This is a genomic window from Streptomyces sp. NPDC057137 (assembly GCF_042670825.1).
GTDB lineage: Bacteria > Actinomycetota > Actinomycetes > Streptomycetales > Streptomycetaceae > Streptomyces.
This window is the reverse complement of record NZ_JBHUUW010000085.1, coordinates 1-12,648: the sequence shown is the minus strand read 5'-3', so window position 1 is coordinate 12,648 and position 12,648 is coordinate 1. Positions and strand designations below refer to the sequence as shown.

Annotated in this window: 9 protein-coding genes; all 9 read left to right on the top strand. The window is 71.2% G+C overall.

All coding sequences use genetic code 11. The features are described 5' to 3' along the window. Window positions 1-73: 73 nt before the first annotated feature. The 9 genes from ACFT9I_RS36285 (at window position 74) to ACFT9I_RS36245 (ending at window position 12,514) form a co-directional block, all read left to right on the top strand. The gene (locus tag ACFT9I_RS36285; RefSeq protein ID WP_382571611.1) at window positions 74-3,718 is read left to right on the top strand and encodes a ThuA domain-containing protein; all 3,645 of its coding nucleotides are present in this window, start codon (window positions 74-76) and stop codon (window positions 3,716-3,718) included. Window positions 3,719-3,850: 132 nt separating this feature from the next. After that, entirely contained in the window at window positions 3,851-4,978 is a 1,128-nt protein-coding gene (locus tag ACFT9I_RS36280) for an inositol-3-phosphate synthase (RefSeq protein WP_382571609.1), read from the top strand. Beyond that, window positions 4,975-6,534, top strand: a complete 1,560-nt coding sequence (locus tag ACFT9I_RS36275; protein WP_382571607.1) for a UbiA family prenyltransferase — start codon at window positions 4,975-4,977, stop codon at window positions 6,532-6,534. The genes ACFT9I_RS36280 and ACFT9I_RS36275 overlap by 4 nt, the downstream gene beginning before the upstream one ends. Beyond that, window positions 6,531-7,376: a sugar phosphate isomerase/epimerase family protein gene (locus ACFT9I_RS36270; protein ID WP_382571606.1), complete on the top strand. Its 846-nt coding sequence runs from the start codon at window positions 6,531-6,533 to the stop codon at window positions 7,374-7,376. Before ACFT9I_RS36275 ends, ACFT9I_RS36270 begins: the two co-directional genes overlap by 4 nt. After that, window positions 7,373-7,960, top strand: a complete 588-nt coding sequence (locus ACFT9I_RS36265) for an EboA domain-containing protein (RefSeq protein WP_382571604.1) — start codon at window positions 7,373-7,375, stop codon at window positions 7,958-7,960. Before ACFT9I_RS36270 ends, ACFT9I_RS36265 begins: the two co-directional genes overlap by 4 nt. After that, window positions 7,960-8,808, top strand: coding sequence for a TatD family hydrolase (locus ACFT9I_RS36260; protein WP_382571603.1), 849 nt, complete (start codon window positions 7,960-7,962; stop codon window positions 8,806-8,808). Before ACFT9I_RS36265 ends, ACFT9I_RS36260 begins: the two co-directional genes overlap by 1 nt. A gap of 3 nt (window positions 8,809-8,811) precedes the next feature. After that, window positions 8,812-9,981, top strand: coding sequence for a metabolite traffic protein EboE (gene eboE / locus ACFT9I_RS36255; protein ID WP_382571602.1), 1,170 nt, complete (start codon window positions 8,812-8,814; stop codon window positions 9,979-9,981). Next, window positions 9,978-11,423, top strand: coding sequence for an alkaline phosphatase family protein (locus ACFT9I_RS36250; protein WP_382571601.1), 1,446 nt, complete (start codon window positions 9,978-9,980; stop codon window positions 11,421-11,423). The genes eboE and ACFT9I_RS36250 overlap by 4 nt, the downstream gene beginning before the upstream one ends. A 17-nt stretch (window positions 11,424-11,440) precedes the next feature. After that, window positions 11,441-12,514 carry a sugar phosphate isomerase/epimerase family protein gene (locus ACFT9I_RS36245; RefSeq protein ID WP_382571599.1) on the top strand — a complete coding sequence of 358 codons (1,074 nt, stop codon included), beginning with the start codon at window positions 11,441-11,443 and terminating at the stop codon, window positions 12,512-12,514. The last annotated feature ends 134 nt before the right edge of the window (window positions 12,515-12,648 follow it).

Below are 12,648 nucleotides of genomic sequence, written 5' to 3'. Positions count from 1 at the left end.
GTACGAACAGCCCCACCCCTGGAGGACTTTCGTGCCCAGAAGACGTCATAGATCCAGATCCCTCCTCGCACTCATGGCCGGTGCCCTCATCGCCGGCCTCGTCTCCGCCGTCCCCGCCGCCGCCCACCCGGACGACCCGCACCCGACGGACGACACCTTCCAGCAGGTCGCCCTCGCCAAGGGCGCCGACGAGGTCGGCGAGCCCATGTCGCTCGCCGTCCTGCCGGACCGCCAGGTCCTGCACACCTCGCGCGACGGCACACTGCGGATAACCGACGCCGCCGGCGACACCAAGGTCGCGGGCAAGCTCGACGTGTACACGCACGACGAGGAAGGTCTCCAAGGCGTCGGGATCGACCCCGACTTCGCGGAGAACCGCGCGATCTACCTCTACTACTCCCCGGTGCTCGACACCCCCGCCGGTGACGCACCCGAGACGGGCACGGCTGCCGACTTCGCCCCCTTCGACGGGTACAACCGGCTCTCCCGCTTCACGCTGAACGAGGACGGCACCCTCGACAAGGCCAGCGAGAAGAAGGTCCTCGACATCGAGACCAACCGCGGTCTCTGCTGCCACGTCGGCGGTGACATCGCCTTCGACGCCGACGGCAACCTCTACCTGTCGACGGGTGACGACACCAACCCCTTCGCCTCCGACGGCTACACGCCGATCGACGAACGCCCGAACCGCAACCCGGCCTTCGACGCCCGGCGTTCCTCGGGCAACTCCAACGACCTGCGCGGCAAGGTCCTGCGGATCAAGGTCGCCGAGGACGGTTCGTACACCGTCCCCGAGGGCAACCTCTTCGCCCCCGGCACCGCCAAGACCCGCCCCGAGATCTACGGGATGGGGTTCCGCAACCCGTTCCGTATCAACGTCGACCAGAAGACCGGCATCGTCTACGTCGGTGAGTACGGCCCCGACGCGGGCGCGGCGTCCGAGACCCGCGGCCCGGCCGGCCAGGTCGAGTTCGCCCGGATGACGGAGGCCGGCAACTTCGGCTGGCCCTTCTGCACCGGCGACAACGACGCCTACCGCGACTACGACTTCGCGACCAACACCGCGGGCCCGGCCTTCGACTGCGCGGCGCCCAAGAACGACTCGCCGCACAACACGGGTATCACCGACCTCCCGCCGGCCCAGGCCGCCTGGATCCCGTACAACGGCAACAACGTCCCCGAGTTCGGCGACGGCTCCGAGTCCCCGATGGGCGGACCGGTCTACAACTTCGACCCGGAGCTCGACTCCCCGGCGAAGTTCCCCGAGGAGTACGACGGCGACTTCTTCGCCGGCGAGTTCGGCCGTGAGTGGATCAAGCGCATCGAGAAGGAGGCGGACGGCACCGTCACCGCCATCCACGACTTCCCGTGGACCGGCACCCAGGTCATGGACATGGAGTTCGGCCCCGACGGCGCGCTCTACGTACTCGACTACGGCCGTGCCTGGTTCGGCGGCGACGAGAACTCGGCGGTCTACCGCATCGAGAACATCGCCGACGGCCGTGCCCCGGTCGCCGTGGCCGCCGCGAGCAAGACCTCCGGCAAGGCGCCGCTGCGGACGACCTTCTCCTCCGCGGGCAGCACGGACGCGGACGGCGACGAGATCACCTACGCCTGGGACTTCGGCGACGGCGGCAAGTCCACCGAGCCCAACCCGAGCTACGCGTACAAGAAGAACGGCACCTACACGGCGACGCTGACCGCGACCGACCCCAAGGGTCACACCGGCACCGCCTCCGTACGGGTCGTCGTCGGCAACACCGCGCCCAAGGTGACGCTCACCGTGCCCGCGGACGGCGCCCTCTTCAAGTTCGGCGACACGCTGCCCTTCAAGGTCACGGTCACCGATCCCGAAGACGGCGCTGCCGGTCCGATCGACTGCGCCAAGGTCACCGTCAACTACGTGCTCGGCCACGACAGCCACGGCCACCCGATCACCTCGGCCAAGGGCTGCGAAGGCACCATCACCGCCCCGGCGGACGGCGAGCACGACCCCAACGCCGACATCTTCGGAGTCCTCGACGCCGAGTACACCGACGGCGGAGGCGGCGGCCAGGCGGCGCTCACCACGCACGACCAGGTGCAGCTCCAGCCCCGCCACCGGCAGGCCGAGCACTTCACCGACCAGTCGGGCATCAAGACGTACGACAAGGCCTCGGCCAACGGCGGCAAGACCGTCGGCGACATCAGCAACGACGACTGGATCTCCTTCAAGCCGTACAACCTGACCGGGTCCAAGACCCTGACCGCGCGGGTCTCCTCCGGCGGCTCGGGCGGATTCCTCGAAGTACGTACGGGCTCCGCCACCGGCAAGCTCCTCGGCTCCGCGCCGATACCGGTGACCGGCAGCTGGGACACCTTCCAGGACATCGACGTACCGCTGCGGTCGGTGCCCAAGGCCACCACGGAACTGTTCCTCGTCTTCAAGGGCGGCGAGGGCGCGCTCTACGACCTCGACGACTTCGAGATCAGCGACAAGGCCGCCGGCAAGACCGAGAAGCGGGTCCTCGTCTTCTCCAAGACCGCCGGGTTCCGCCACGACGCCATCCCGGAGGGGATCGCGGCGCTGAAGGAGCTGGGCAAGACCAGCAACATCACGATCGACGCCACCGAGACCGGGGCGCAGTTCACCACCAACAACCTCGCCCGGTACGACGCGGTGGTCTTCCTGTCCACCACCGGTGACGTCCTCAACCCCGAGCAGCAGAAGGCCTTCGAGTACTACATCTCCACCGGCGGCGCCTACATGGGCGTGCACGCCGCGTCGGACACCGAGTACGACTGGGCCTACTACGGCAAGCTGGTCGGCGCGTACTTCTCCGGCCACCCGCAGATCCAGCCGGCCACCGTGCGGGTCGAGGACAAGACCAACCCCGCCACCGCCCACCTGGACGACGAGTGGCAGCGCACGGACGAGTGGTACAACTACCGTGACAACCCCCGCTCGAACGTGAAGGTCCTCGCCACCCTCGACGAGACGACCTACCAGGGCGGCACCATGAAGGGCGACCACCCGATCGCCTGGTGCCAGACGTACGAGGGCGGCCGGTCCTTCTACACCGGCGGCGGCCACACCAAGGAGTCGTACGCCGAGCCGGCCTTCCGCGAGCACCTGCTGGGCGGTCTGCGCTACGCGGCCGGCCAGGTGAAGGCCGACTGCAAGCCCGACACCGGCTACCGGGACATCTTCAACGGGAAGACCCTGGAAGGCTGGAAGCAGGCCGGACCGGGCAAGTTCAACATCGGCGGCGGCGAGCTGCACACCGAGGGCGGCATGGGCATGCTGTGGTACCAGCCCAAGTCCCTCGGCGCGTACTCGCTGAAGATGGACTGGAAGATGGACGGGGACGACAACTCCGGTGTCTTCATCGGCTTCCCGGCCTCCGACGATCCCTGGTCGGCCGTCAACAACGGCTATGAGATCCAGATCGACGCCTCGGACGCGGCGGACCGCACCACCGGTGCGATCTACACCTTCAAGTCGGCCAACATCAAGGCCAGGGACCAGGTTCTGCGGCCTCCGGGCCAGTGGAACAGCTACGAGATCAAGGTCCAGGGTGAACGGGTCCAGGTCATCCTCAACGGAGTCAAGATCAACGACTTCACCAACACCGACCCGGCGCGCAGCCTGAAGGACGGCTACTTCGGCATCCAGAATCATGGTGCCGACGATCAGGTCGCGTTCCGCAACATCCAACTGAAGGAACTGGCCTCCTAGCACCGGCTAGGAGCGCCACCCGGCCTCCTGGCCACCCACCAGGAGGCCGGCCGCCAGCCGGCGGCGGGCGGGGAGGCGCCGTACCCCCCGCCCGCCGTCCACCAACACACCCACCCGGCAGGGAGGCAGCCCGTGACCACCAACGATTCGACTGCAGGACGTACCGGAGTCTGGTTCGTCGGAGCACGCGGCTCCGTCGCGACCACGGCCGTAGCGGGATGCGCGGCGGTCGTCGCCGGGCTCCACCCCGCGACCGGCATGGTCGCCGAGACCCCGCCCTTCGCGGAGTCCGGCCTCCCGGCACTCTCCTCACTGGTCTTCGGCGGCCACGACACGGCGAGCTGCCCCCTGCCCAAACGGGCCGAGGCGCTCACCGCGGCGGGAGTCCTGCCGCACGGTCTGCCCAACACGATCGCCGCGGAACTCGAAGCGGCCGACGCGGAGATCCGCCTCGGCGGGCCGATGCCAGGCGACACCCGCGACGACGACGAACTGATCGCCGCGTTCGCCGACGACATCACCGCGTTCGTCCGGCGCACCGGCGTCGCGCGCGCCGTCGTCGTCAACGTCTCCTCCACCGAGCCCGAGCCCGCCGCGGACGACCCGCGGCTGCCGGCCAGCTCCCTCTACGCGGCGGCGGCCCTCAAGGCCGGCTGCCCGTACGTCAACTTCACCCCGTCGACCGGGCTGCGCAGCGCGGCCCTCGCGGACGCCGTCTCGACCAGCGGACTTCCCCACGCGGGCCGCGACGGCAAGACAGGCCAGACGCTGCTCCGTTCCGTGCTCGCCCCGATGTTCGTCCAGCGCGCCCTCGACGTCAGGGCCTGGTCGGGCACCAACCTGCTGGGCGGCGGGGACGGAGCGGCGCTGGCCGACCCGGCGGCCGCGGCCGCCAAGAACGCGGGCAAGGAGCGGGTCCTCGCCGACACGCTCGGGATCGCGCCCGAGGGCGAGGTGCACATCGACGACGTGCCCGCACTCGGCGAGTGGAAGACCGCGTGGGACCACATCGCGTTCGACGGGTTCCTCGGCTCCCGCATGATCCTGCAGACCATCTGGCAGGGCTGCGACTCGGCGCTCGCCGCGCCGCTCGTCCTGGACCTGGCCCGACTGGTCTCCCGCGCCCACGAGGCCGGACTGACCGGACCGCTGCCCGAACTGGGCTTCTACTTCAAGGACCCGGACGGCGGACCCGCCGCGCTGGCCGAACAGTTCGACGCGCTCCTCTCCTTCGCCGAGCGTCTGAAGGAGAGCAAGTGACGCCAGGTCCTGTCCGGCGGATCTTCGGGGGCCCGGGGCGTCTGGTACGGCACCTCGCCGCGTTGTCGGAGTCGGCCAAGTACGTCCAGTACGAGACCGATCCTCCGCCTTGCGATGCACCGCACCAGCCGCCCCGGGCTGATCCCCGAACATCCGCCGGACAGGACCTGCGCGCCTGGGCCGAACTCCTGCGGGTGTCCGCGCTGTTCACGGTCCCGGGCGACGCCCTGGCCGGCGCGGCGTCCGCCGGAGTCCGCCCCAACCGCGGCACCGCGCTCGCCGTCGGCGCGTCCCTGTGCCTGTACGAGGCGGGGATGGCGCTCAACGACTGGGCGGACCGCGACGAGGACGCCGTGGAGCGCCCGCACCGTCCGATCCCCTCGGGCCGCATCACCCCGAACGCGGCGTTGGCGGCGGCGGGCGGCCTCACGGCCACCGGCCTCCTCCTGGCCTCCCGCGCCGGCCGCCCGGCCCTGGCCCTGAGCACGGCGCTCGCGGCGACGGTCTGGGCGTACGACCTCCGCCTTAAGCACACGGCGGCGGGCCCGGCGGCGATGGGCGCGGCGCGGGCGTTGGATGTCCTGCTCGGGGCGACGGCGACGCGGTCGGCGATCGGCGCGGCGCCGACCAAGCCTGCCGCCACCGGCCGCCGCGCGGCCCCGCCGGTGACCGGCCCGGTAGGCGCCCTGGCGGCCAAGGCCGCCGGTTCGGTGGCCCGTTCGACGGTCCGCTTCTCACCGCCGCCCGCGCGGAGGGGCGTGTTCGCCCGGCTGTCGGCCTGGGCGGGCGGCCCGGCGAGCCGTTCGGCGGCGCCAGAAGGGCGCGCCGTGGTCGCCCGGCTGTCGGCGTGGGCCGGTGGCCCGGTCGTGCCGCACGGCACGGCAGCCGGTCCCGTTCGGACGCCGGTGGAGGCTTTGGCGAGCAAGCTCGCCGGGTCGACCGGCGGCCAAAGCCGTACGACCCCGTCGTTCATCGCCCCGCTTGACGCTCTGGCGGCCAAGGCCACCGGCTCGGCCGCGCCGCGCGGTGCGGGGGCCGGTCCCGTTCGGACGCCGGTGGAGGCTTTGGCGAGCAAGCTCGCCGGGCCGGTGGGCCCGCGCCCGGCGACACTCCCGTGGCACGGGGGCACCGGCAGCCGGTCCGTGCCGCGTGGCGCGCTCCTGCCCGCCGCGCTCCTCGGCGTGCATACCCTCGCCGTCACCACCGTCTCCCGACGAGAGGTGTACGGCGGGTCCGTCGGGGCGCCCCTGGCCGCGCTCGCCGTCACCGGGGTGCTCGGTGGGGTCGTCGGGCGGCACCGTGGTGACGGCCTGGGCGGGCTTCTCGGGCCCGCGCTCGCCGCCGCCTTCGTCGTGACCGCCGGGCGGCCCTATCTGCATGCCGCGCTCAATCCGTCCCCGCAGCTCACGCAGCGCGCCGTCGGCGGGGGGATCCGGGCCATGATCCCCTTCCAGGCCGCGCTCGCGGCGCGCGGTGGGGCTCCGGCGGTCGGGCTCGCCGTCATGGGGCTCGTACCGCTGGCCAGGAAGCTCGCGAAAAAGGTGAGTGTGACATGACCATCCGCTACGGATACGGCACCAACGGGCTCACCGATCTGCGTCTGGACGACGCCCTCGGGCTGCTCGCGGACCTCGGGTACGACGGGGTCGGGCTGACCCTCGACCATATGCATCTCGACCCGCTCGCCCCCGAACTCGCCGCCCGCACAAGCAAAGTGGCCGCGCGGCTGACGGAACTCGGCCTCGGCGTCACCGTCGAGACCGGCGCCCGCTACGTGCTCGACCCGCGCCGTAAGCACGGGCCCACCCTCCTCGACCCCGATCCGGAGGGCCGCGCCGCCCGGACCGCGCTGCTCGTCACCGCCGTGCGGGTCGCCGCCGACCTCGGCGCGCACGCCGTGCACTGCTTCAGCGGCATCACCCCCGACGGCACCGACCCGGACACCGCCTGGAAGCGGCTGGAGGAGTCGATCACCCCGGTCATCGACGCCGCCCAGGCCGCCGGTGTCCCCGTCGCCATCGAGCCCGAACCAGGCCATCTCCTCGCCGACATCGCGGGCTTCCACCACCTCAGAAAGCTCCTCGGCGACCCCGAACCCCTCGGCCTCACCCTCGACATCGGCCACTGCCAGTGCCTGGAACCGGCACCGCCCGCCGACTGCGTCCGCGACGCCGGCCCGTGGCTGCGCCACGTACAGATCGAGGACATGCGACGCGGCGTGCACGAGCATCTGCCCTTCGGCGACGGCGAGATCGACTTCCCGCCCGTCCTGGCCGCGCTCGACGCCACCGGCTACCAGGGCCTGACCGTCGTGGAGTTGCCCCGCCACTCGCACGCCGGGCCCGAGATGGCCCGCACCTCCCTGGACTTCCTGCGCTCGACGGGAGCACCGGCATGAACCGTGAGGAGATCGACGCACGCCTGGACGCGACGGCCGTCGCCTGGCTGGACCAGGCACTCGCCGAAGCGGCCGAGAAGGACGACAACGTTGCCCGCCGGCGCTGGGAACTGCGCTTCGCCGCCGCCGGCCGCCACTGCGGTCAGGAGAACGCCGACGCCGTCCGCACCCTGCTCCTGCGCCGCGCCGCCGCCGACGTCAGCACCCTCACCCGCCTCTACCAGCAGGGCGCCGCCGCCGAGCGCCGCGCCGTACTCCTCGCCCTGCCGCACCTCGTGCCCGGCCCCGAGGCCCTGCCACTCGTCGAGGACGCCCTGCGCACCAACGACACCACGATCGTCGAGGCGGCCGTCGGCCCGTACGCCGCCGACCATCTCGACCCGCACGCCTGGCGGCACGCCGTACTGAAGTGCCTCTTCACCGGCGTGCCCGTCGCCGCCGTCGCCGGCGCGGAACGCCGCGCCCACGGCGATGCCGAACTCGCCCGGATGCTCGCCGACTTCGCGTCGGAGCGCACCGCGGCCGGACGGTCGGTCCCCCCAGACCTGCACCGTGTACTGAACATGACCGGCGAGGAGTCCTGATGCGTATCTTCGACCCCCACATCCACATGACCTCCCGCACCACGGACGACTACCAGGCCATGTACGCCTCCGGAGTCCGTGCGCTCGTCGAGCCGTCCTTCTGGCTCGGCCAGCCCCGCACGTCGCCCGCCAGCTTCTACGACTACTTCGACGCGCTGCTCGGCTGGGAGCCGTTCCGCGCCGCGCAGTACGGCATCGCGCACCACTGCACGCTCGCCCTCAACCCCAAAGAGGCGAACGACCCGCGCTGTACGCCCGTCCTGGAGGAACTGCCCCGCTACCTCGTCAAGGACGGCGTCGTCGCCGTCGGCGAGATCGGCTACGACTCCATGACCCCCGCCGAGGACGTCGCGCTCGCCACCCAGCTCCAGCTCGCCGCCGAGTACGCGCTGCCCGCGATGGTCCACACCCCGCACCGCGACAAGCTGACCGGTCTGCGCCGCACCATCGACGTCGTCGCCGAGTCGAATCTCGACCCCGAGCACGTCCTGCTCGACCACCTCAACGAGACGACCGTCAAGGACGCGGCGGAGTCGGGCAGTTGGCTGGGCTTCTCCATCTACCCCGACACCAAGATGGACGAGGACCGGATGGTCTCCGTGCTGCGCTCCCACGGCACCGACCGGGTCCTCGTCAACTCCGCCGCCGACTGGGGCAAGAGCGACCCGCTCAAGACCCGCAAGGTCGCCGACGCCATGCTCGCCGCCGGCTTCTCCGAGGACGACGTCGACAAGGTGCTCTGGCGCAACCCCGTCGAGTTCTACGGCCTCAGCGGCAGACTCCAGCTCGACGTCCCCGCGCCGGAAGCCCTGCACGAGGGGAACTCCATCCTTCGCGGCGGTGAGTGAGCCATGCGCTTCCGCCACCCCGACGGCTCCACCGTCCATCTCTCGTACTGCACGAACGTCCACCCCGCCGAGACCCTCGAAGGCGTACTGGCCCAACTGCGCGACCACTGCGAGCCGGTACGCAAGCGCCTCGGCCGCGACCGCCTGGGCATCGGCCTCTGGCTCGCCAAGGGCGCGGCCCGCTCCCTCATCAACGACCCCGCCCAACTGCGCGGTCTGAAGGGCGAGTTGGAGCGGCGCGGCCTGGAGGTCGTCACCCTCAACGGATTCCCGTACGAGGGCTTCGGCGCCGAAGAGGTCAAGTACCGGGTCTACAAGCCGGACTGGGCCGACCCCGAGCGCCTGGCCCACACCACCGACCTCGCCCGCCTCCTCGCCTCTCTGCTGCCCGACGATGTCACCGAGGGCTCCGTCTCGACTCTGCCGCTCGCCTGGCGCACCGCCTTCGACGACGCCGCGGCCCGCACCGCCCACGCCGCCCTCACCACCCTCGCCGAACGGCTCGACGCGCTGGAGGAGTTGACCGGCAAGTCCATCCGGATCGCGCTCGAACCCGAGCCCGGCTGCACCGTCGAGACCACCGCCGACGCGATCGGACCGCTCACCGACGTCGCCAGCGCCCGTATCGGCATCTGTGTGGACACCTGCCATCTCGCCACGTCCTTCGAGGACCCGGCCACCGCGCTCGGGGCACTCGCCGACGCCGGTGTCACCATCCCCAAGGCCCAGCTCTCCGCCGCGCTGCACGCCGAGCACCCCCATCTGCCCGAGGTGCGCGACGCGCTGGCCGCCTTCGCCGAACCGCGCTTCCTGCACCAGACCCGTACCCGCACGGCGGCCGGCCTGCGCGGCACCGACGACCTCGAAGAGGCACTGGCCGGCGAGGCGCTGCCCGACGGCGCCCCCTGGCGCTCGCACTTCCACGTACCCCTGCACGCACCCCCCGCCCCGCCCCTCACCTCGACCCTCCCCGTACTCCAGGACACCCTCGCCCTGCTCGTCGGCGGCGCCGAACCGCTGACCCGCCACCTGGAGGTCGAGACGTACACCTGGCAGGCGCTCCCGCCCGAGCTGCGCCCCCGCTCACGCGGCCGGCTCGCCGAGGGCATCGCCGCCGAACTGACGCTGGCCCGCGACCTCCTGGTCGACCTGGGTCTCAAGGAGCTGCCATGACCGCCGACCCCACCCCCGAGCCGACCGCGAAGGCCACCGAGGCCACCGAGGCCGCCGGGGCCCCCGCGCGCCCCACGCCCCTCCTCGTCCTGGACGTGGTCGGACTCACGCCCCAGCTCCTGGCGTTCATGCCGAACCTCAAGAAGCTGGCCGCCGCGGGCTCGCAGAGCCCGCTGACCACCGTGCTGCCCGCCGTCACCTGCAGCGCGCAGTCCACGTTCCTCACCGGCACCCTGCCGTCCGAGCACGGCATCGTCGGCAACGGCTGGTACTTCCGCGAACTGGGCGACGTCCTGCTGTGGCGCCAGCACAACGGACTGGTCTCCGGCGACAAGCTCTGGGACGCGGCCCGCCGCGCGTACCCCGGCTACACCGTCGCCAACATCTGCTGGTGGTACGCGATGGGCGCCGACACCGACTACACCGTCACGCCCCGCCCCGTGTACTACGCGGACGGCCGCAAGGAGCCGGACTGCTACACCCGGCCGCCGGCCCTGCACGACGAACTGCACGACAAACTCGGCACGTTCCCCCTCTTCCACTTCTGGGGCCCCGGCGCCGACCTCGTCTCCTCGCAGTGGATCATCGACGCCACCCGCCACATCATCGACACCCGCCACCCCGACCTGGCGCTGTGCTACCTCCCGCACCTGGACTACGACCTCCAGCGCTACGGCCCCGACGACCCCCGCTCCCACCAGGCGGCCCGCGACCTCGACGCGGCGGTCGGCCCGCTGCTGGACGACGCGCGCGCCGAAGGCCGTACCGTCGTCGCCCTCTCCGAGTACGGCATCACCAACGTCTCGCGGCCCGTCGACATCAACCGGGCCCTGCGCCGCGCCGGACTCCTGGAGGTCCACACCCAGGACGGCATGGAGTATCTGGACCCGATGGCGTCACGCGCCTTCGCCGTCTCCGACCACCAGATCTCGCACATCTACGTGCGCCGCCCCGAGGACCTGGACGCGACCCGCGAGGCGCTGAAGGACCTCAAGGGCATCGAGGAGATTCTGGACGACGAGGGCAAGAAGAACTACGGCCTCGACCACCCGCGCTCCGGCGAACTGGTCGCCGTCGCCGAACCCGACGCCTGGTTCACGTACTACTACTGGCTCGACGACGCCAAGGCGCCCGACTTCGCCCAGCTGGTCGAGATCCACCGCAAGCCGGGCTACGACCCCGTCGAGCTGTTCATGGACCCCCTCGACCCGTACGTGAAGGTCAAGGCGGCCAAGGCCATCGCCCGCAAGAAGTTGGGCATGCGCTACCGGCTCGCGGTCGTCCCCCTGGACCCCTCACCCATCCGCGGCAGTCACGGCCGCCTTCCCACGAGCGACGACGAAGGTCCGCTCATCCTCTGCTCCACCCCCGAAGCCGTCACCGGCCGTACCGAGGCCACCGACGTGAAATCCCTGCTCCTCAATCTCGCAGGACTGCACTGATCTAAGGAGTTCCACGCATGAGCCGCAAGAAGTCAGTCGACCCGGAGCTGGCAGCCAAGCTCAGCCGGCGCAACATGCTGGGTGTGGCCGCGGGCACCGGTGCCGCCGCCATCCTCGGCCTCTCGGCGGCCACCCCCGCCGCCGCGGGCGAGCGCGGCCGTGGTCACGGCCACGGGAACGGACACGGCCACGGCAAGACCGAGCCCGTCCTCACCCCGGGCCACCTCGGCATACAGCTCTACTCGCTGCGTGACAAGGTCAACTCGCTCGGCTTCGCGAAGGTCTTCGAGGAGCTGGAGCGCTTCGGCTACGACGAGATCGAGTACGCGGGCTACACCCAGGGCAACGCCGGGGCCATCACCATCCCCCAGCTCCGCAAGCTGGCCAGGAACCACGGTCTGCGTCCGATCGGCAGCCACGTCAACTACGCCGACGACAACAACCCCGACGCGTACAGCTTCGCCCAGAACCTGGAGAAGGTGCTGGACGACGCCCAGGCGCTCGGCCTCGACCACATCGGCACCGCGTCGGGCCCCTGGCGCCACGGCGACACCGTCGACGCCTGGAAGAAGGCGGCCGAGGACTTCAACACCTACGGCGCCGCCGCCCGCAAGCGCGGCATGAAGTTCTACCAGCACAACCACGCCGAGGAGTTCTCCTTCGCGAGCGACCAGCCGGGCGTCCGCCTCTACGACGTCCTGCTCGCGGAGACCGACCCCAAGCTGGTCTATCTGGAGATGGACATCTACTGGGCGTTCGCCGCCAAGCACCGCTTCAGCGTGACCGGCGACGGCAGGCCCGCGCCTCTCGACCCGCTGAAGTACGTGCTCAAGCAGCCCGACCGCTACCCCCTCTTCCACGTCAAGGACGGCGTGAAGAACGAGGAGGCGCGCGACGGCTACGACATGGTCGACGTCGGCGACGGCGACATCGACTACAAGAAGTTCATCTCGGCCGTGAACAAGACCCACAACGGCCGCAGGGACCACCACTGGCAGGCGGAGCACGACAACCCCGTCGACTCCATCCTGTTCGCCCAGAAGTCGGCGGACCACCTGCACTCGCTGCGCGAGAAGCGCGGCCACCACTAGGACGCGACACGAACGGCGGCTCCCCGTACGGCGGGTGGCCCGACCGGGAGCCGCCGGCGGTTGGTCCGCGGTTTTACCACCCCCGCACGGGGGCTCCCGCCCCATCGGATTACGATTCGCCGGGATAGTATTTA